The following is an 18,831-nucleotide window of genomic DNA, read 5'->3' on the forward strand; positions in this document are numbered from 1 at the left end:
ACGGAACCGACCGGCGCAAGCGGTCTCCCCGAGCTCGGCTCGGGGTAATAGGCTTGTGGATCGATCACGATCGCCATCAACGGCGGTCAACACACAGCAAGGGTGATGCGCGTGACCAGTCCAGAGATCGAACCGTGGGGCCGTGTCGACGACGACGGTACCGTCTACGTCCGTGAGGCCGACGGCGAGCGAGTGGTCGGCCAGTATCCCGACGGTTCCAAGGAGGAAGCACTCGCCTACTTCGAACGGAAGTTCACCGATCTCGCCGGGCAGGTGACGCTGCTCGAACAGCGCGCGAAGCGCGGAGCCCCGGCAGCCGACGTGGCGAAGGCGGTCAAGTCGATCACCAAGCAGGTGGAATCGGCCAACGCGGTCGGCAACCTGCAGGCCCTCCTGACCCGCCTCGCTGCCCTCGACGGCACGGTGACCGAGCTGACCGAGGCCCAGAGCCAGGAGAGCAAGGCGGCCCTCGACGAGGCGGTCCGAGCCCGCCTCACCATCGTCGAGGAGGCCGAACAGCTCGCGCAGCAGGATCCCGCGCGCGTGCAGTGGAAGCAGACCTCCAGCCGACTCGACGAACTGTTCGCCGAGTGGCAGCGCCAGCAGCACGACGGACCACGACTCCCCAAGAACGACGCGAACGACCTGTGGAAGCGGTTCAGGACCGCCCGCGCGGCGATCGAGCAGCACCGACGTGCGTTCTACACCGAGCTCGACTCGGTGCACAAGGAGGCCCGCTCGATCAAGCAGAAGCTGGTCGAGCGCGCCGAGGAACTCATCGCGAAGGGCGCCGACGGCATCCCGGCCTACCGCAGCCTGCTCGACGAGTGGAAGCAGTCCCCCCGTGCCGGGAAGCGTCAGGACGACGCGCTCTGGGCCAAGTTCAAGGCCGCCGGCGATGCGATCTACGGTGCCAAGGCCGAGATCGACGCACGCGACAACGAGGAGTTCCAGGGCAACCTCGATCTGAAGCTCGCGCTGCTCACCGAGGCCGAACCGATCCTGTCGAACACGAACCGCGATTCTGCCCGCAAGGCGCTCACCGACATCCAGCGTCGTTGGGACGAGATCGGCAAGGTCCCCCGCGAGCAGGTGCGGGTCGTCGAAGATCGACTCCGCAAGGTCGAGTCGCATGTGAAGCAGCTCGAGGACGAGCACTGGAAGCGGAACAACCCGGAGACGAAGGCCCGCACCGAAGGGCTCGCGAGCCAGCTCGCCGATGCCATCGCCAAGCTCGAGGACGAGGTGGAGGCTGCTCGTGCCTCCGGCGACGCCGACCGGCTCACGGCGGCCATCGAAGCCCTCGACGCACGGAAGGCGTGGCTCGGCGCGATCCGCTGAGCGAATCCACTCCACGCCCCGCCCTCCGGTCGCGTTCTCCACAGATCCATCGGACGATCCTCCTGCAGCAGCCCCGCTGCAGGAGGATCGTCGTATGTCCACGGCACCTCCCACGCGCTCCCCCGGCCGAACCCAGACCAGCTCGACGAGCGGGGTGCATTCCGGGCGCCTGGCGGTCTATCTGCAGCCGCCCGAGCTCTCGGTCGCCGAGTTCGCCGCCGCCCGCCTGGACGGCGAGGTCTTCGCCTTCGAAGACGGCTACTGCAGTGTCGACGAACCCGACACGGTCCGCTTGCGCGCCACGGTCCTCACGCGGTTGTCGGGTCTGGACGGCGCGACCATCGCCGAGACGAGTGCCGCCTGGCTCCACGGCGCAGCCCTGGTCGCACCCCGCATCCACACGGGGTTCGTGACGCCGGACCGCCGGAGTCGGCGAGTGGCACGGGTGCAGCTCCGTCAGGTGTCCTTGCGGCCAGGCGACAGTGAGCCGTGCGGCCCGCTGCGGGTCACGACGCCCACCCGCACGGTGGCCGACCTGGCGCGGCGGACCGGTGCGGACGCCGAGCCGGCGTTGGCCACGATCCGCAACTACTTCCTACTCGGCCTGACCAGCCCCGAGGAGGTCGTCGCCTGGGTCCGCTCGGTCCCGCGGGTCCTCGGTGGCTCGCGGATCCTCCGGGTCGTGTCGGGCGCGACCGAGGTCATGCTCCCCGGTCTCGAACCGACCGCCGGGGAACTCGCCTCGTGGTCGCTCCCGCTCAGCCGCCGTTGACGCGGTAGACGTCGTAGACGGTGTCGATGCGCCGGACGGCGTTGAGGACGCGATCGAGGTGGGTGGTGTCGCCCATCTCGAACACGAAACGACTGATCGCCAGACGATCGCTCGAGGTGTTGACTGTCGCGGAGAGGATGTTGACGTGGTACTCGGACAGCACCCGGGTCACATCCGAGAGCAGGCCGGCGCGGTCCAAGGCCTCGACCTGGATCTGCACGAGGAACACGCTCTTCGACGACGGCGCCCACTCGACGTCGATCATGCGCTCCGGCTCCTGCAGGAGGCTCTGCACGTTGTGGCAATCGCCCCGATGGACGGAGACGCCGGACCCTCGGGTGACGAACCCGACGATCTCATCCCCCGGCACCGGCGTACAGCACTTGGCGAGTTTGACGAGGATGTCGGGGGCACCCAGCACCAGGACACCGGAGTCGCTGTTCTGCAGCCGCTCGCGTCGGCTCCCACGGACCGGCACGGTGTATTCCGCGTGCTCGCTGTCTGCATCCTTCTGCAGCAGCGCGACGACCTTCTCGAGCACCGACTGCGTCGAGACGTGGCCCTCGCCGACGGCGGCGTAGAGCGCGGTGACGTCCTCGTAGCGCAACTGCGCCGCGACCTCCGCGAAGGAGTCCTGGTTCATCAGCTTCTGCAGGGGCAGGTTCTGCTTCCGCATGGCACGCGCGATGGCGTCGCGACCCTGTTCGATCGCCTCGTCCCGGCGTTCCTTGGTGAACCACTGACGGATCTTGTTGCGCGCCCTGGGGCTCTTGACGAAGTTCAGCCAGTCCTGGCTCGGACCGGAGTCGGGGTTCTTCGAGGTGAACACCTCGACGACGTCACCGGTGTTCAACGAGCTCTCGAGCGGCACGAGTCGACCGTTCACCCGGGCACCCATCGTGCGGTGGCCGACCTCCGTGTGGACCGCGTACGCGAAGTCGACCGGCGTGGCGCCCGCGGGGAGCCCGACGACTCGACCCTTCGGGGTGAAGACGTAGACCTCTTTCGCGCCGATCTCGAAGCGCAGCGAGTCGAGGAACTCCCCCGGGTCGGCGGTCTCGGCCTGCCAGTCCGAGATGTGCGCGAGCCAGGCCATCGAGTTGTCGGGTTCAGCGGAGGTCGCGGTCTTCCCGCTGTTCATCCGCTCCTTGTACTTCCAATGCGCTGCGACACCGAACTCGGCACGCTGGTGCATCTCGTTCGTCCGGATCTGGATCTCCACCGGCTTGCCGCCGGGGCCGACGACGGTCGTGTGCAGCGACTGGTACAGGTTGAACTTCGGCGTCGCGATGTAGTCCTTGAACCGACCGGGGACGGGCGTCCACCGCGCGTGGATCGAGCCGAGCACCGCGTAACAGTCGCGCAGCGAGTTGACGAGCACCCTGATGCCGACGAGGTCGTAGATGTCGTCGAACTCGCGGCCCCGGACCACCATCTTCTGGTAGATCGAGTAGTACTGCTTGGGTCGACCGGCCACCTTGCCGCGGATCTTCTGTGCTTTGAGGTCCTCGTTCACCGCGTCGATGACGTGCTGCACGTACTCCTCGCGCTGCGGCGTCCGCTGCTTCACGAGGGACTCGATCTCGGCGTACAGCTTGGGGTACAGCACGGCGAACGAGAGGTCCTCGAGCTCCCACTTGATCGCCTGGATACCGAGCCGGTGGGCGAGCGGCGCGTAGATCTCGAGCGTCTCGGTGGCCTTCTTCGCGGCCTTCTCGGCCGGGACGAAACCCCAGGTGCGCGCATTGTGCAGACGGTCCGCGAGCTTGATGATCAGGACCCGGATGTCCTTCGACATCGCGACGATCATTTTCCGGACCGTCTCGGCCTGCGCGCTGTCGCCGTACTTGACCTTGTCGAGCTTCGTCACTCCGTCGACGAGCATCGCCACTTCGTCGCCGAAGTCCGCGTGCAACTGGTCGAGCGAGTACTCGGTGTCTTCGACCGTGTCGTGCAGGAGTGCGGCGACGATCGTCTTCGGGCCGATACCGAGGTCTGCGAGGATCTGCGACACGGCGACCGGGTGGGTGATGTAGGGCTCACCGCTCTGGCGTTTCTGACCCGAGTGGGCCCGCTCCGCCACCGTGTACGCGCGCTCGATGAGCGCGAGGTCCGCCTTCGGGTGGTGCTGGCGCACCGTCCGCATGAGCGTGTCGACGGCTCCTGCAGGCTGCGCCTTCGAGAAGATCCGAGGGACGAGACGGCGCAGGGAGGCCGTCGAGGATGTCGTGGTGTCCGCCATCTCAGGCCTCCCTGCGTCCGTGCACGCGGTTGTTCGTCGCTGTCAGGTCAACGCGCCAGCGGCGCGTCGGCTTCCGTCTGTTCGCCGTCGGCGGCTTCCGATCCCTGGGCCCGCTCGCGCGCCTGCAGCACGCGCTTGTCGTGCTTGGCGATGCGGGGCTCGTTGTGTCGGAAGTTCGCGTAGAGCGGCGCCGCGACGAAGATCGTCGAGTACGTGCCGACGAGGATGCCGACGAGCAGGGCGAGGGAGATGTCGCGGAGGGTGTCCGCTCCGAGCACGAACGCACCGAAGAAGAGGATCGCGGCGACCGGGAGAGCAGCGACGACGCCCGTGTTGATCGAGCGGACGAGGGTCTGGTTCACCGCGAGGTTCACGGACTCCCCGAACGTCCGCGCGGCACCATCGGCGTCGAGCGTCGTGTTCTCGCGGATCTTGTCGAACACCACCACGGTGTCGTAGAGCGAGAAGCCGAGGATGGTGAGGAAGCCGATCATGGCCGCCGGGGTGATCTCCCACCCGGTGGCGGCATACACACCCGCGGTGATCACGAGGTCGTGCATGAGGGACAGCAGGGCGGCGGCCGACATCTTCCAGGTGCGGAAGTACAGCGCCATGAGGATCGCTGCGAGCACCAGGAACACGATCAGGCCGACGATCGCCTGCTTGGAGACGTCCTGACCCCAGGACGGCCCGATGAACGAGCTGGTGATGTCGGACTGCTCGACCCCGTAGGCGTCGGCCAGTGCTGCCGCCACCTGCTGGGTCACCTTGTCGTTCTCGAGCTGGTCGGTCTGGACGCGGACGGCGTCTCCACCCACGACGGTCACGTGGGTCGTCGCGCCGGAGACGACGGAGGAGACCGCGTCTTCGGCGAGGGTCTGGTCCGTGCTCTCGACGTCGGCGATCTGGAACTGCGAACCACCGCGGAACTCGATGCCGAAGTTGAAGCCGCCCTTGACGACGGGGATCAGGATGGAGGCGACGACCGCGATGATGGCGATCGTGTACCAGATCTTGCGCTTACCGACGAAGTCGTAGGAGCGCTTGCCCGTGTAGAGCTCGTTTCCGAACCGTGCGAACGCACCCATCAGGAGTCCTTCCCATCGGTCGGCAGATCGTCTGATCTGGTCTCTGCACCGCCGCCCACGAGGGCGGCCTGCTTCCGCTCCGCGATCGTCTGCCGCTTCGCCGCCTCACGGCTGCTGGAGGAGGCCTTGACGCCGGGGACGCCCGTCGGCTTGCGGAACTCGGCACGGCCGCGGTAGATCGCCCCGAGCGCGGACGGGTCGAGGCCCGTGAACGGCTTGCCGCTGTTGAACAGCTTCGTCTGCCCGAGGAGCTGCATCATCGGGTGCGTGAAGAGCAGCACGACGATGACGTCGATGATGGTCGTCACGCCGAGGGTCAACGCGAACCCACGGACGTTGCCGATGGCGAGGACGTAGAGCACGACGGCCGACAGGAGGTTGACGCCCTTCGCCGCATAGATGGTGCGCTTCGCACGCTTCCATCCGGCCTCGACGGCGGACTCCAGCCCGCGTCCGTCGCGAAGCTCGTCCTTGATGCGCTCGAAGTAGACGATGAACGAGTCGGCCGTGAACCCGATGGCCACGATCAACCCCGCTATGCCGGCGAGCGACAGTCGGAAGCCCTGTCGCCAGGACATCAGCAGGATCACGATGTACGTCAGGACCGCAGCGGCGACGAGCGAGGCGATCGTGACGGTACCCAGCAACCGGTATTGGAACAGGGTGTAGATCACGACCAGGATGAGTCCGATGAGCCCGGCGATCAATCCGCTCTCGAGCTGCGTGGACCCGAGGGTCGCCGAGATGGTGTCCTGGCTCTGGACCACGAAGCTGATGGGCAACGCGCCGAACTTGAGCTGGTCGGCGAGGGTCTTCGCGGACTCCTCGGTGAACGACCCGCTGATCTCCGGCTTGCCGTCGGAGATGACCGCGAGGGACTGCGGTGCGGAGATGACGTTGCCGTCGAGCACGATCGCGAACTGGTTCTGCGGGCTCTGCAGCGCGGTGAGTCGACCGGTGACGTCGGCGAAGAGCTTCGTGCCCTGCTCGTTGAAGACCGGGTAGACGGCCCACTCGCCGGTGCTGGCGCCGTTCTGCGTGGTCTTGATGCCGGCGCTCGCGTCCGAGAGATCCTGACCGGACACCTCGACGGGACCGAGGACGTACTTGAACGTGCCGTCGACGTCGCAGGTGACGAGCGGTTCCGCTGCAGGCGCTGCCGTGGCGTCGAGCGAATCGGCCTCGGCGGCGCAGTCATACGCCTGGAACTGGGCGTACAGCGCCGGCGTGACCTGGGAGAGGTCGCTCGCGTCGGTGGGGGCGGCCGTCGGGGTGCTCTCGAGACCGGGGTCGGGTGTCGGGTACGGCGTCGAAGCGCCGTCCTCTCCGATGAAGGTGTTCGACGGCTGGCCGGGCGTCAACTGCTGCGACGTCAGGACCGGCCGGAACTCGAGCTTCGCCGAGGACTGGATGCGCTGCAGCGTCGCTTCGTCGGGCGTGCCGGGGATGGCGACGACGACGTTCTGGCCCTGCGTGGTGATCTCGGCTTCGGAGACACCGGACGCGTCCACACGCTGCCGGATGATGGCCACCGCCTGGTTGAGCTGCTCGTTCGAGACCGTCTGGCCGGACTCGAGCTTCGGCGCCAGGATGATCTGCGTGCCACCCTCGAGGTCCAGGGCCAGCTTGGGCGCCCAGGAACTGTTCCCCCAGAGGACTCCGGCCGCGTTGATCGCGAACAAACCGATGAGGATTACGCCAAGCCACGTGAGCGAACGCCACGCCTTCTTGACCGGAGTCGACTTTGCCAAACTCGGAACTCAGCTTTCTCTGCGAGCAGACGCACGACGGCGCCTGCCCGGGAAGGGATTGGGACTAGTCGTCGCTCTTCTGGGGCTTCGAGGAGTCCTCGACGCGCTGACCGTACTCGGCCTTGGTCTCGATGCCTGCGGCGTCGTCCGGGATCGACTCGACGACCGGAGCGTCCTCGATGGTCTCGGAGACGGCAGGGGGCACGACGGCACCGGCGTAGCGCGGGTCGATCGTGACGATGACCCCGGGAGCGATCTCGACGTCGGCCTTCCGGGCGTCGCGGTCCATGGAGATGAGCGTGCCGTACACGCCGAAGCCGGTGAGCACCTCTGCACCCGGGAGGAGCTTCTGCTCCGTCTCCGCGGCCTGCTTCTTCCGCTTGTTGTTGCTCACCATCATGAACACGATCATGACGCCGGCGAGGCCGAACAGGACGAGGGTCATTGCATCCACGATGGGAACCTTCCAGAGGAGATTGAGGGCGGGAGACGTTGGGAACGCACCGCCAAAGGGAAATTATAGGCCATCGAGGGTGGCGCCGGGCTGGGAAGGTGTTCTGCCGAAGTGGCGCCAGGCCGACGGCGTCGCCACACGGCCCCGCGGTGTCCGCGTGATGAGGCCGATCCGGACGAGGAACGGCTCCACGACGGACTCGATCGTCTCGGGTTCCTCACCCACGGAGACCGCCAGGGTGCTGAGGCCGACCGGGCCCCCGGCGAAACGATCCAACATGCCCTCCATCACCGAGCGGTCGAGACGGTCGAGGCCGAGGGCGTCGACGTCGTAGAGCTCGAGGGCTGCCCGGACCGTGTCGAGGTCGGCACGACCGCCATGCACGAGCGCGTAGTCGCGGACCCGACGCAACAGCCGGTTCGCTATCCGAGGGGTTCCCCGGCACCGACCGGCGATCTCCTCGACCGCGCGGGCATCGATGTCGAGACCGAGCATGTCCGCCGTCCGGTGGAGCACCTGCTGGAGTTCCGGCTCGTCGTAGAACTCGAGGTGCGCGGTGAACCCGAAGCGGTCACGCAGCGGGTTCGGCAGGAGTCCGGACCTCGTGGTGGCGCCGACGAGCGTGAACGGAGCGAGCTCCAGCGGGATGCTCGTCGCGCCGGCACCCTTGCCGACCATGATGTCGATGCGGAAGTCCTCCATCGCGAGGTAGAGCATCTCCTCCGCCGGCCGGGCCATGCGGTGGATCTCGTCGATGAACAGGACCTCGCCCGGCGTCAGGGATGACAGGACGGCGGCGAGGTCTCCGGCGTGCTGGATCGCCGGGCCGCTGGTCAGTCGAAGCGGCTTGCCCGTCTCGTGCGCGACGATCATGGCGAGCGTCGTCTTGCCGAGTCCGGGCGGACCCGCGAGGAGGATGTGGTCCGGCGTGCGGTTCTGCATGCCGGCGGCGGTGATGAGCAGCTGCAGTTGCCCGCGCGCTTTGGACTGCCCGACGAACTCGGAGAGCGATCGCGGACGAAGTGCGCCTTCGAACGCCAGTTCCGCGTCGGACTCGGATGCCGGGTTGGTGAGGTCTTCGGGGGTGTCCGTCACGAGGTCCGGCCTCCGGCATGCGCCGGTCCGAGTCTCCCGAGGGCGAGACGGATGAGCGACGGCACCGCGGAGAGGTCGGCTGCGCTCGCCTCGGCAGAGGCCTCGACGACCGCCTGGGTCGCGGTCTTCTCAGGCCATCCCAGGCCGATGAGGGCCGTCACGACCTGATCGGCGACCGCGGCGGCGTTGACCGTGGTGGCCGGAGCCTCCGGGGCCGTGCGGGTGACGCGCAGCTTGCCGGCGAGCGAGAGGGTGATGAGTTTGGCGGTCTTCGGGCCGATGCCGGAGACCTTCCGGAACGGCGCGTCGTCATCGGCGGCGATGGCGGTCGCGATCTGCTCGGGAGTGAGGGCCTCGAGCACGCCGAGCGCCGACTTCGGGCCGACGCCGGTGACGCTGACGAGGAGTTCGAAGACCGACAGCTCCTCTGCGGACCGGAAGCCGAACAGGGACAGCGAGTCCTCGCGGACGATGAGGGTGGTGGAGAGCAGGGCTTCGGAGCCGACGCGCAGCGACAGCGCGTGCGCCGGGGTCACCTGGACCGCGAAGCCGACCCCGCCGACCTCGACCACCACGAGGTTGCCGACCGCGCTCAGAACGGTGCCACGGAGGGAGGAGATCATGCTTCCAGCCTAGGGCTCTGGGCGGCGCGGGCTCGGACCGCCGCCTCGCGTGGACCCCCGCCCCGCTCCGCAGCAGCCCAGGCGAGCTGCGCCGGGGTGAGCGCGGCGCTCCCCCGCGGTGATGCACCGGCCGGTGTCGCGGCGGTCGATACGACCGGTCTCCAGGCGTGGCAGATGGCGAGTGCCAGGGCGTCGGCGGCGTCGGCCGGTTTGGGCAGCTCGTCGAGACCCAGGATCCGCGCGACCATCGTCTGCACCTGGAGTTTGTCGGCGCGTCCGTACCCGGTCACGGCGGCTTTGACCTCGCTCGGGGTGTGCAGTCCGACGGGGATCCCGTTCGCGGCCGCGGCGTGCAGCGCCAGGCCGCTCGCCTGGGCCGTGCCCATGACGGTCCGGACGTTGTGCTGCGCGAACACCCGTTCGACGGCCATGGCGGTCGGCGACGTGCGTTCGATCGCCTCGGCGATGCCCTGAGCGATCAGCAGCAGCCGTTGTTCGAGAGGCGCGTGCGCGTCGGTGCGGATGACGCCGTACTCCACCATCGTGGCCTTCCGTCCCGGCTTGACGTCCACGACGCCCACCCCGCATCGGGTCAGGCCGGGATCGATGCCGAGGACACGCAGAGTCATACTCCGACCCTAAGCGAGCCTCGGGCGGGTACCGGCTCCTCGAGACGGAGTGTTGTACATCCGTTCGAACGCGGGCGCCCGGTCGGGACAGGTGCTACTCGTCGTCGGACTCCAACTCGGCCTGCACCTCGGGGGTCAGGTCGAAGTTGCTGTAGATGTTCTGGACGTCGTCGTTGTCCTCGAGCGCATCGATCAGCTTGAAGACCTTCCGGGCGGTGTCGGCGTCGATCTCGACCTTGAGGCTCGGGACGAAGGCGACATCGGCCGAGTCGTAGTCGATGCCCGCCTCCTGCAACGCCGTGCGGGTCGCGACCATGTCGCTCGGTTCGGTGACGACCTCGAAGGTCTCGGCCTCGGCGTTGACCTCCTCGGCACCGGCGTCGAGCACCGCGGCGAGGACGTCGTCCTCGGTGGTGCCCTCGGCCTGGACGACGATGAGTCCCTTGCGCTGGAAGTTGTAGGCGACGGAGCCCGGGTCGGCCATGGTGCCGCCGTTGCGGGACATCAGTGTCCGGACGTCGGCTGCGGCTCGGTTCTTGTTGTCGGTGAGGCACTCGACGAGGAGGGCGACGCCGTTCGGACCGTACCCCTCGTACATGATCGTGGTGTAGTCGATGACCTCGCCGGTGAGGCCGGCGCCACGCTTGACGGCGCGGTCGATGTTGTCGTTCGGGACCGAGGTCTTCTTCGCCTTCTGGATGGCGTCCTGCAGCGTCGGGTTGCCCGCGAGGTCTGCACCGCCCATCTTGGCGGCGACCTCGATGTTCTTGATGAGCTTGGCGAAGGACTTCGCGCGACGGCCGTCGATGACCGCCTTCTTGTGCTTGGTCGTGGCCCACTTGGAGTGTCCGGACATGTGCTCCCTAACTGCGTGAAAAGAACCTGACCAGTCTAGGCCAGCGGCCCGGAACTCGCGATCACGGTGCGCGTCGCGGCGGTGCCGCACCCGAGCCTCAAACGGCCGAACGGACCGTGTCGAGGAAGTAGGCGTGGAAGCGGGTGTCCCCGGTCACCTCCGGGTGGAAGGAGGTGCCGAGCAGTCGCCCCTGCTGGACGGCGACCATCCGGCCGTCCGGCAACGAGGCGAGTGGCGTCACGTCGGGACCCGCCGCCTCCACGACCGGCGCGCGGATGAAGACCGCGTGCACCGGGGGTTCGCCGAGGACCGGGATGCGCAGCTCCGTCTCGAAGGAGTCGAGCTGCGAGCCGAAGGCGTTGCGGCGGACGGACACGTCGAGTCCGCCGAGACCGTGCTGTCCGGCGATGCCGTCGAGGATGCGATCCGCCAGCAGGATCAGGCCGGCGCAGGTGCCGTACACCGGCAGTCCCTCGGCGATCGCCTGGCGCAACGGGTCGACGAGGTCGAAGGCACGCGCGAGTTTCTCCATGACGCTCGATTCGCCACCGGGGAGGACGAGTCCGTCGACACCCGACAGCTCGGACGGACGCCTGACCATCCTGACGTCCGCTCCGAGGTGTTCGAGCACCGCCGCGTGCTCGCGGAAGTCCCCTTGGAGCGCGAGGACGCCGACCCGCGGTCGCGTCGTCATCGCTCGACCTGGGCCGAGGCGTCGCGCAGCGCCGGGAAGCCGCTACCAGCCACGCTCGGAGAGCCGGTGCGGGGCCGCGAGGTCGGCGACGTTGATACCGACCATCGCCTCGCCGAGTCCACGCGAGACCTCGGCGATGACGGCTGGATCGTCGAAGAACGTCGTCGCCTTGACGACCGCCGCCGCGCGCTGGGCGGGGTTGCCGGACTTGAAGATGCCCGAGCCGACGAAGACACCGTCTGCTCCGAGCTGCATCATCATCGCGGCGTCGGCAGGCGTCGCGACGCCGCCGGCGGTGAACAGCACGACGGGGAGCTTGCCGGTCTCGGCGATCTCGACGACGAGGTCGTAGGGAGCCTGCAGCTCCTTGGCCGCGACGTAGAGCTCGTCCTTCGACATCGACGACAGGCTCGCGATCTCCGAGCGGATCTTCCGGATGTGCTTCGTCGCCTCGGAGACGTCTCCCGTACCCGCCTCCCCCTTCGAACGGATCATCGCCGCGCCCTCGGTGATCCGTCGCAGCGCCTCGCCCAGGTTGGTCGCACCGCAGACGAACGGGACGTCGAAGTTCCACTTGTCGATGTGGTTGACGTAGTCGGCCGGACTCAGCACCTCGGACTCGTCGATGTAGTCGACGTCGAGCGCCTGCAGCACCTGCGCCTCGACGAAGTGGCCGATGCGGGCCTTGGCCATCACCGGAATGGACACCTCGGCGATGATGGACTCGATGAGGTCGGGGTCGCTCATCCGAGCGACGCCACCCTGCGAGCGGATGTCGGCGGGAACGCGCTCGAGGGCCATCACGGCGACGGCCCCGGCGTCCTCGGCGATGCGGGCTTGCTCGGCGGTGACGACGTCCATGATGACGCCGCCCTTGAGCATCTCGGCGAGGCCTCGCTTCACGCGGTTCGAGCCGTGCTGTCCAGTGGTCGTGCTGCTGTCGGTCATGGTGGCGAGCGTAGCCCCGAGTGGCCTGGCGATGCTCCGTCCAACGGCCGGAAATTGGACTTGGGCTCGAGCGGTCTCGACCCGGATCGGCCCCGGCGGATCAGTCGGAGCTCGGCCAGGCCTCCGCGATGGATCGGCGCACGTCGCCGAGGAGCTGCGGGAGCGCCTTGGTCTGGGCGATGATCGGGAAGAAGTTCGCGTCCGTCGCCCAGCGCGGGACGATGTGCTGGTGGAGGTGGGCGGCGATCCCGGCGCCGGCGACCGCACCCTGGTTCATGCCCAGGTTGAAGCCGTCGTTGTTCGACACCGATCGGAGTACCCGCATCGCCGTCTGCGTCAGACTGCCGATCTCGGCGACCTCGGCAGGCGTCGCGTCGTCGTACATCGCGACGTGGCGGTACGGGCAGACGAGCAGGTGCCCGGAGTTGTACGGGAACAGGTTGAGGAGCACGAAGGCGTGTTCTCCGCGGTGCACGATGAGCGCGGACTCGTCGTCGAGGGTCGGTGCGATGCAGAACGGGCAGCCGTCGTCGGACGGTTGACCCTGCTTGATGTACACCATCCGGTGGGGCGTCCACAGACGCTGGAACGCGTCCGGGACGCCCACCAGGTGGGAGGTGTCGATCGACTCGAACGACTCCGGATCCGTGCCCGAGGTCATGCGGGCAGATCCGATGCGGTGTTCACCTGCAGCTTCGCGGCGATGGCGGCTCGGATCCGACGTACCGCGTCGGCGACGGGCACACCGTTCTCCTGGGTGCCGTCGCGGAAGCGGAAGCTCACCGCGCCGTTGGCCTGGTCCTCCTCGCCCACAATCAGCTGCACCGGGGTCTTGGCCTTGGTGTGGTTGCGGATCTTCTTCTGCATCCGGTCGTCGGAGGCGTCGAGTTCGGCGCGGACGCCGGACGAGCGCAACTCGGCGACGACCCCGCCGAGGAACTCCTCGTACTGCTCGGACACGGGGATGCCGACGACCTGGACGGGGGCGAGCCACACGGGGAACGCTCCGGCGTAGTGCTCGAGGAGGATCGCGAAGAAGCGCTCGATCGAGCCGAGCAGTGCCCGGTGGATCATCGCCGGGCGCTTCCGCGTGCCGTCTGCCGCCGTGTATTCGAGTTCGAAGAGCTCGGGCAGGTTGAAGTCGAGCTGCACGGTGGACAGCTGCCAGGTCCGGCCGATCGCGTCGCGGGCCTGCACGGAGATCTTCGGGCCGTAGAACGCGGCGCCGGCCGGATCGAGCACGAGCTCGAGACCGGATTCGATCGCGACCTCCCGGAGGGTCTCCGTCGCTTCGTCCCAGACCTCGTCGGTGCCGACGTACTTGTCGGGGTCCTTCGTCGAGAGCTCGAGGTAGAAGTCGTCGAGGCCGTACCCGCGGAGGGTCTCCAGGACGAACTGCAGCTGACGCCCGACCTCGTCCTTGACCTGGTCGTCGGTCACGTAGATGTGGGCGTCGTCCTGCGTGAGCCCACGGACGCGGGTCAGGCCGGAGAGCGTCCCGCTCTTCTCGTACCGGTAGACCGTGCCGAACTCGGCGAGCCGGAGCGGGAGCTCACGGTAACTGCGGCCGCGTGCACGGTAGATCAGGTTGTGCATCGGGCAGTTCATGGGCTTCAGGTAGTAGTCCTGTCCCTGGCGGGTGACGTGACCGTCGGCGTCGACCTCCTGGTCGAGGTGCATCGCCGGGAACATGCCGTCCTTGTACCAGGCGAGGTGCTGGCTGACCTCGAAGAGGTGCCCCTTGGTGATGTGCGGGGTGTTGACCAGCTCGTAGCCGGATGCGAGCAGACGCTCGCGCATGTAGTTCTCGATCTCGTTGCGGATGATGCCGCCCTTGGGGTGGAACACCGCGAGACCGGAGCCGATCTCCTCCGGGAAGCTGAAGAGGTCGAGTTCGGCACCGAGCTTGCGGTGGTCGCGCTTGGCCGCCTCCTCGATCCGGGTCTGGTAGGCGCGGAGCTCGTCCTTCGTCGCCCAGGCCGTGCCGTAGATGCGCTGCAGCTGCGGGTTCTTCTCGCTCCCCCGCCAGTAGGCGGCGGCGAGGCGGGTCAGGGCCCAGCCGTTGCCGATCATGCGGGTGTTCGGGAGGTGCGGCCCGCGGCAGAGGTCCTTCCAGACCGTCTCCCCCGTCTTCGGGTCGACGTTGTCGTAGATGGTGAGCTCGGCGCCGCCGACCTCGACGTTCTCGTCGTCGGCCGCCGATCCGCCCTTGAGGCCGATCAGCTCGAGCTTGTAGGGCTCCCCGGCGAGTTCCGTCCGCGCCTCGTCCTCGGTCACGACGCGGCGCACGAACCGCTGGCCCTGACGGATGATGCGCTCCATCGTCTTCTGCAGCACCTTGAGCGCCTCAGGCGTGAAGGGCGCGGCGACGTCGAAGTCGTAGTAGAAGCCGTCGGTGACGGGAGGACCGATGCCGAGGTTGGCATGCGGGTCGATCTGCTGCACGGCCTGTGCGAGCACGTGGGCGGCCGAGTGGCGCAGGATGCTGAGACCGTCCGGCGAGTCGAGGTGGACCGGTTCGACGGTGTCCGTCTCCGTCACGGTGGCCGCGAGGTCCTTCAGTTCGCCGTTGACGCGCATGGCGACCACGGATCGGTCGGTGAACAGTGCGAACCCGTCACTCACGGATGATCTCTCTTTCTCAGGTGAAACCTTGGCCGTGCAAGCCTATCGTCGTCCGCGACGGCGGGACGCTGCGGCCATGGTCCGCGCTCGGCCGCATCGCTAGAGTGAAGGCCTACGACGTGACGGGGGTGGCGCTGATGACGGCTGGGCACAGGACCGGGGCCGCGACCGCGCTCTTCGCCGCGCTCCCCGCGGTCGCACTCGTGCACATCGTCGCCCTCGCCTCCGGCCAGGAGTGGCTGTCGCTCCTCACCAAGCCGTTCATCATGCTCGTCCTCGCATTGGCGCTCGTCTGGTCGATCCGACGACTGACGGCCGCTGCGGTCACCGCGCTCGTCGCGATCCTCTGCAGCTGGGCGGGCGACATCGCGCTCATGGTTCCGGGGCAACTCGCGTTCGGTGTGGGGATCCTGTTCTTCATGCTCGCGCAGGCCGGCTACGTCGTCCTCTTCGTGCGGCATCTGCGGACCAGGAAGCGTCCGCCCGCCTGGGCGCTCGTGTACCTGGTGTGGCTCGTCGCCGGCATCGCACTGCTCAGCCAGCAGGACATGGGGGCGCTGTATCCGGCGGTCGTCCTCTACGCCGTCGTGATCGGGGCCATGGCGGCGGCGTCGACGATGACGACGCCGACGATCGCCGTCGGCGGTGCGCTGTTCCTGGTCTCCGACTCGCTGATCGGGCTCGACCGCTTCGTCCCCGCGGTGACGGTCTGGGCGGCGGACGAGATCATCATGGCCACCTACGCTGCGGGCCAAGGCCTCATCGTGTGGGGTGTCGCGGAGATCCTGCGCCGCCGCGAACGGTCGGTCGTCTCCGTCTGAGCGGACACCCGACCCGCGCGTCGGGGGTTCAACGACGAAGGGCCCGAGCTGATCGCTCGGGCCCTTCGTCTTCCTGTGGGCGATACTGGGATCGAACCAGTGACCTCTTCCGTGTCAGGGAAGCGCGCTACCGCTGCGCCAATCGCCCAGGTGAGTGGTGTTGTACCGAGGTGGCGACGGGATTCGAACCCGTGTGGACGGCTTTGCAGGCCGCTGCCTAGCCTCTCGGCCACGCCACCACGTGTGACTGAACACACTGTCGAGCGGGACGTTCACACGATCCTGCTGACACTCGAGCGGATGACGAGATTCGAACTCGCGACCCTCACCTTGGCAAGGTGATGCGCTACCACTGCGCCACATCCGCATTCACACCCGTTTCCGGGTGCTTGGAAACTCTAGCCGATCTTCGAGCCCCCTGGTGACACGTCCGTCTCGGCGAGTCACCAGGATCCTTGATGTTCCGGGGAAAAACGCGGGTGAAAATCGATGTTTCCGGGCGCGTCGCGGTGGGGTGTGGGTCTCCGCCGTCGGGCGTGGTGGGAAACGACGACGGCCCCGGACGTGTTCGTCCGGGGCCGTCGTGATGCTGGTGGGCGATACTGGGATCGAACCAGTGACCTCTTCCGTGTCAGGGAAGCGCGCTACCGCTGCGCCAATCGCCCGGGTGGCGTGTGTGGACACGACGCCGGGATGTTGCTGATGGAACCGATGCTACCGAGTGGAGGTGGCGACGGGATTCGAACCCGTGTGGACGGCTTTGCAGGCCGCTGCCTAGCCTCTCGGCCACGCCACCATGTGTGACCGAACACACTGCCGAATGGGGTTCCTCACGGAACGACACCACTGACACTCGAGCGGATGACGAGATTCGAACTCGCGACCCTCACCTTGGCAAGGTGATGCGCTACCACTGCGCCACATCCGCATTGCTCGCATCACTGCGTGCTCGAACGACTCTAGCCGAAACCGGGACCGATGTTCAAACCGACGCGCACGCCGCGCTCTGCGCGTGGCCGATGTGCGTTCGACACTCCGCATCGGCTAGTATCGTGACTCGCGGCTGTTCGGCACCCCGGTGCGAACGACCTGCGGGCGATTGGCGCAGTTGGTAGCGCGCTTCCTTCACACGGAAGAGGTCATCGGTTCGAGTCCGGTATCGCCCACAGCACACTCCTGGTCCGCCAGGAGTTTTTTCGTTGGTCAGGCACCCGCCCCTGGGCGTGCCGGCCGTTCCAGCCCGGCCTCAGCCTCGGGTCACGCGCGGGTCCGGCTCGGGAAGAAGTGCCGCTCGACGGGCTCGCCCTCGGCATGCTCCAACGCTGCTGAACGAATGTCGCGGTCGCGGCCGGTGAGACGCTGCGTCTCCTGTCGCCGGAACTCCCCCCACGACGGCACCATGAAGGTCTCCAGCTGGACGTCGGCCACCTCGCCGCTCCGGTACAGGGCCCATCTGGATGCGCCGGTTCGGCGACGGGAGCTCTCGACGCGACCCATCGCGGTCTGGAACGCGGCGAGCGAGTCGGGGTGGACCGTGTAGGAGATCTGCACGAGCACCGGCCCGTCGGTCGGCTGCGGCTCGAACACCAGCGTGGGCGTCGGCCACGACATCGTGATGCTGCGGTCGACGGTGCCCGTTCCCGGCAGCAGGGGCAGCACCCGCACACTGACCGCCACGAGGAGCAGCAGGACGGCCGAAGCGGCGTAGGCGACCGACGTCCCGAGTGCCTGCGCGGCGAGTCCCCAACCGATCGAGCCGACGGCCATCGCTCCCATGAAGACGAGGATGTAGATCGAGGCTCCGCGGGACCGCACCCACTGCGGCAGGGTGAGCTGCAGGGCGGCGTTCAGCACGGTGAGGGTGCCGATCCAGGCCAGCCCCGCGAGCACCAGCAGGACGAGGGTCGGTATGAATGGCAGGAACGCCGCCGCGAGCGACCCCGCGGCGAAGAGCACCGCACTCGCCGCGATGACGAGGTTGTCGGAGAACCGGCGTCGAGCGAGCGGCAGGGCGAAGATGCCCAGGACGGCACCGAGGCCGAGCGCGCCGAGCAGGAAGCCGTACCCGCTCGAATCGAGATGGAGCCGCTTCGCGGTGAGGGGCAGCAGTGCCCAGAGTGCGCTGGCCGGGAGGGCGAAGAGTGCGGACCGCAGCAGGATCCGGCGGACGAGGTGCGCAGAGACGACGTAGCGGACCCCCGCCTGCAGTGCGGCGCCGAACCGCTCCCGGTCGTCCAGACCGGCCTGCGCCGGACGCTTCCACCACACGAGGGCGATCACGGCCCCGACGAAGCTCAGCGCGTTGATCCCGAACACGACGGGCGCGCCGAAGGCCGACAGCGCGACGCCGGCCAGGGCGGGACCGACCGCGCGAGCACCGTTCACCGTCACCCCGCCGAGCGCGGACGACGCCGCGATGAGGTTGCGGGGCACCAGCTCCGGCTGGATCGCCTGCCATGCGGGCGACGTGAGGGTGGAGGTGATGCCGAGCAGGAAGGTGAAGCCGAGGATCGTCCAGGGGGTCAGTGCACCGGTCGCCGCCACCACCGTGAGGGCGGCTGCGAGGACGGCGCTCGCCGACGATCCCCAGATCAGCAGCCGTCGTCGGTCGAGCGAGTCCGCGAGGACCCCGGCCGGGAGGGCCACCAGGATGGCCGGTGCGAGGCTCGCGGTCTGCACGAGGGCGATCACCGCCGCTCCCGCAGCGGCCTCGACTAGGTACCACTGGGCTCCGACGGTCTGCATCCAGGTCCCGATGTTGCTGCCCAACTGGGCGAACCACAGCACCCTGAAGGCGGTGATCGCCATGGGTGCCCATGCTGACGGTTGCGCGGGTGGGGTTGCAGACGGTGCAGGCATGGTCGAACGATATGACGCGCTCATCGGTCGTGC

Annotated in this window: 16 protein-coding genes and 7 tRNA genes; 4 read left to right on the forward strand and 19 right to left on the reverse strand. The window is 68.0% G+C overall.

Going from position 1 to position 18,831, the window contains the following annotated elements:
• Positions 1–111 precede the first annotated feature (111 nt).
• Together ASE44_RS03610 and ASE44_RS03615 are read left to right on the forward strand one after the other, a co-directional pair.
• The gene (locus ASE44_RS03610) at positions 112–1,341 is read left to right on the forward strand and encodes a DUF349 domain-containing protein (protein WP_369796402.1); all 1,230 of its coding nucleotides are present in this window, start codon (positions 112–114) and stop codon (positions 1,339–1,341) included.
• 94 nt (positions 1,342–1,435) lie between these two features.
• A complete protein-coding gene (locus ASE44_RS03615; protein ID WP_157579779.1) occupies positions 1,436–2,113 on the forward strand; it encodes a hypothetical protein in 678 nt (225 codons plus the stop codon).
• Here the strand turns inward: ASE44_RS03615 and ASE44_RS03620 are convergent.
• The 12 genes from ASE44_RS03620 to thrS form a co-directional block, all read right to left on the reverse strand.
• Positions 2,100–4,355 carry a bifunctional (p)ppGpp synthetase/guanosine-3',5'-bis(diphosphate) 3'-pyrophosphohydrolase gene (locus ASE44_RS03620; RefSeq protein ID WP_056005819.1) on the reverse strand — a complete coding sequence of 752 codons (2,256 nt, stop codon included), beginning with the start codon at positions 4,353–4,355 and terminating at the stop codon, positions 2,100–2,102. The genes ASE44_RS03615 and ASE44_RS03620 overlap by 14 nt on opposite strands.
• Before the next feature lie 47 nt (positions 4,356–4,402).
• Entirely contained in the window at positions 4,403–5,443 is a 1,041-nt protein-coding gene (secF, locus tag ASE44_RS03625) for a protein translocase subunit SecF (protein ID WP_056005822.1), read from the reverse strand.
• Positions 5,443–7,194 carry a protein translocase subunit SecD gene (gene secD, locus ASE44_RS03630; RefSeq protein ID WP_056777496.1) on the reverse strand — a complete coding sequence of 584 codons (1,752 nt, stop codon included), beginning with the start codon at positions 7,192–7,194 and terminating at the stop codon, positions 5,443–5,445. Before secD ends, secF begins: the two co-directional genes overlap by 1 nt.
• 64 nt (positions 7,195–7,258) lie before the next feature.
• Positions 7,259–7,639 carry a preprotein translocase subunit YajC gene (gene yajC, locus ASE44_RS03635; RefSeq protein ID WP_056777498.1) on the reverse strand — a complete coding sequence of 127 codons (381 nt, stop codon included), beginning with the start codon at positions 7,637–7,639 and terminating at the stop codon, positions 7,259–7,261.
• A gap of 72 nt (positions 7,640–7,711) precedes the next feature.
• On the reverse strand, positions 7,712–8,743 hold the full coding sequence (gene ruvB, locus ASE44_RS03640) for a Holliday junction branch migration DNA helicase RuvB (protein WP_056005830.1): 1,032 nt from the start codon (positions 8,741–8,743) through the stop codon (positions 7,712–7,714).
• Positions 8,740–9,366 (reverse strand): Holliday junction branch migration protein RuvA, encoded by a 627-nt coding sequence (gene ruvA, locus ASE44_RS03645; RefSeq protein WP_056005833.1) that lies wholly within the window; start codon positions 9,364–9,366, stop codon positions 8,740–8,742. The genes ruvB and ruvA overlap by 4 nt, the downstream gene beginning before the upstream one ends.
• Positions 9,363–9,995 carry a crossover junction endodeoxyribonuclease RuvC gene (gene ruvC, locus ASE44_RS03650; protein ID WP_056777500.1) on the reverse strand — a complete coding sequence of 211 codons (633 nt, stop codon included), beginning with the start codon at positions 9,993–9,995 and terminating at the stop codon, positions 9,363–9,365. Before ruvC ends, ruvA begins: the two co-directional genes overlap by 4 nt.
• Before the next feature lie 94 nt (positions 9,996–10,089).
• Entirely contained in the window at positions 10,090–10,851 is a 762-nt protein-coding gene (locus ASE44_RS03655) for a YebC/PmpR family DNA-binding transcriptional regulator (protein ID WP_056005840.1), read from the reverse strand.
• A 97-nt stretch (positions 10,852–10,948) separates the two neighbouring features.
• Positions 10,949–11,545, reverse strand: coding sequence for a pyridoxal 5'-phosphate synthase glutaminase subunit PdxT (gene pdxT, locus ASE44_RS03660; RefSeq protein WP_056777503.1), 597 nt, complete (start codon positions 11,543–11,545; stop codon positions 10,949–10,951).
• A gap of 42 nt (positions 11,546–11,587) precedes the next feature.
• Positions 11,588–12,493, reverse strand: coding sequence for a pyridoxal 5'-phosphate synthase lyase subunit PdxS (pdxS, locus tag ASE44_RS03665; protein ID WP_056777507.1), 906 nt, complete (start codon positions 12,491–12,493; stop codon positions 11,588–11,590).
• Between the two features lie 100 nt (positions 12,494–12,593).
• The gene (locus ASE44_RS03670) at positions 12,594–13,154 is read right to left on the reverse strand and encodes an HIT domain-containing protein (RefSeq protein ID WP_056777509.1); all 561 of its coding nucleotides are present in this window, start codon (positions 13,152–13,154) and stop codon (positions 12,594–12,596) included.
• A complete protein-coding gene (gene thrS / locus ASE44_RS03675) occupies positions 13,151–15,118 on the reverse strand; it encodes a threonine--tRNA ligase (protein ID WP_056777511.1) in 1,968 nt (655 codons plus the stop codon). The genes ASE44_RS03670 and thrS overlap by 4 nt, the downstream gene beginning before the upstream one ends.
• A gap of 137 nt (positions 15,119–15,255) precedes the next feature.
• Between thrS and ASE44_RS03680 the strand changes: the two genes are divergently transcribed.
• Positions 15,256–15,939, forward strand: coding sequence for a lysoplasmalogenase (locus tag ASE44_RS03680; RefSeq protein ID WP_162235728.1), 684 nt, complete (start codon positions 15,256–15,258; stop codon positions 15,937–15,939).
• A gap of 76 nt (positions 15,940–16,015) precedes the next feature.
• Here ASE44_RS03680 and ASE44_RS03685 read toward each other — a convergent pair.
• From ASE44_RS03685 to ASE44_RS03710, 6 genes are all read right to left on the reverse strand, one after another.
• Positions 16,016–16,087: transfer RNA gene (locus tag ASE44_RS03685), tRNA-Val, on the reverse strand.
• Between the two features lie 20 nt (positions 16,088–16,107).
• Positions 16,108–16,178: transfer RNA gene (locus ASE44_RS03690), tRNA-Cys, on the reverse strand.
• Positions 16,179–16,234: 56 nt separating this feature from the next.
• Positions 16,235–16,306, reverse strand: a tRNA-Gly gene (locus ASE44_RS03695).
• Between the two features lie 223 nt (positions 16,307–16,529).
• Positions 16,530–16,604: transfer RNA gene (locus ASE44_RS03700), tRNA-Val, on the reverse strand.
• A 57-nt stretch (positions 16,605–16,661) separates the two neighbouring features.
• A tRNA-Cys gene (locus ASE44_RS03705) sits at positions 16,662–16,735 on the reverse strand.
• A gap of 60 nt (positions 16,736–16,795) precedes the next feature.
• Positions 16,796–16,867: transfer RNA gene (locus tag ASE44_RS03710), tRNA-Gly, on the reverse strand.
• A 165-nt stretch (positions 16,868–17,032) separates the two neighbouring features.
• On the opposite strand from ASE44_RS03710, the gene ASE44_RS03715 reads away from it, so the two are divergent.
• Positions 17,033–17,105: transfer RNA gene (locus ASE44_RS03715), tRNA-Val, on the forward strand.
• A gap of 91 nt (positions 17,106–17,196) precedes the next feature.
• On the opposite strand, the gene ASE44_RS03720 is transcribed toward ASE44_RS03715, so the two are convergent.
• The gene (locus tag ASE44_RS03720; protein ID WP_369817173.1) at positions 17,197–18,822 is read right to left on the reverse strand and encodes an MFS transporter; all 1,626 of its coding nucleotides are present in this window, start codon (positions 18,820–18,822) and stop codon (positions 17,197–17,199) included.
• Between the last annotated feature and the right edge of the window lie 9 nt (positions 18,823–18,831).

It is taken from the genome of Plantibacter sp. Leaf1 (assembly GCF_001421315.1).
GTDB lineage: Bacteria > Actinomycetota > Actinomycetes > Actinomycetales > Microbacteriaceae > Plantibacter.

What these genes read in the sequence shown, in the direction of transcription:
- ASE44_RS03670 (WP_056777509.1), bottom strand. Translation starts at nt 13,154, where the DNA reads ATGACCTCGGGCACGGATCCGGAGTCGTTCGAGTCGATCGACACCTCC.
- ASE44_RS03655 (WP_056005840.1), bottom strand. Translation starts at nt 10,851, where the DNA reads ATGTCCGGACACTCCAAGTGGGCCACGACCAAGCACAAGAAGGCGGTC.
- pdxT (WP_056777503.1), bottom strand. Translation starts at nt 11,545, where the DNA reads ATGACGACGCGACCGCGGGTCGGCGTCCTCGCGCTCCAAGGGGACTTC.
- secF (WP_056005822.1), bottom strand. Translation starts at nt 5,443, where the DNA reads ATGGGTGCGTTCGCACGGTTCGGAAACGAGCTCTACACGGGCAAGCGC.
- ruvA (WP_056005833.1), bottom strand. Translation starts at nt 9,366, where the DNA reads ATGATCTCCTCCCTCCGTGGCACCGTTCTGAGCGCGGTCGGCAACCTC.
- yajC (WP_056777498.1), bottom strand. Translation starts at nt 7,639, where the DNA reads ATGACCCTCGTCCTGTTCGGCCTCGCCGGCGTCATGATCGTGTTCATG.
- ruvC (WP_056777500.1), bottom strand. Translation starts at nt 9,995, where the DNA reads ATGACTCTGCGTGTCCTCGGCATCGATCCCGGCCTGACCCGATGCGGG.
- ASE44_RS03620 (WP_056005819.1), bottom strand. Translation starts at nt 4,355, where the DNA reads ATGGCGGACACCACGACATCCTCGACGGCCTCCCTGCGCCGTCTCGTC.
- ASE44_RS03720 (WP_369817173.1), bottom strand. Translation starts at nt 18,822, where the DNA reads ATGAGCGCGTCATATCGTTCGACCATGCCTGCACCGTCTGCAACCCCA.
- ASE44_RS03615 (WP_157579779.1), top strand. Translation starts at nt 1,436, where the DNA reads ATGTCCACGGCACCTCCCACGCGCTCCCCCGGCCGAACCCAGACCAGC.
- ASE44_RS03680 (WP_162235728.1), top strand. Translation starts at nt 15,256, where the DNA reads ATGACGGCTGGGCACAGGACCGGGGCCGCGACCGCGCTCTTCGCCGCG.
- pdxS (WP_056777507.1), bottom strand. Translation starts at nt 12,493, where the DNA reads ATGACCGACAGCAGCACGACCACTGGACAGCACGGCTCGAACCGCGTG.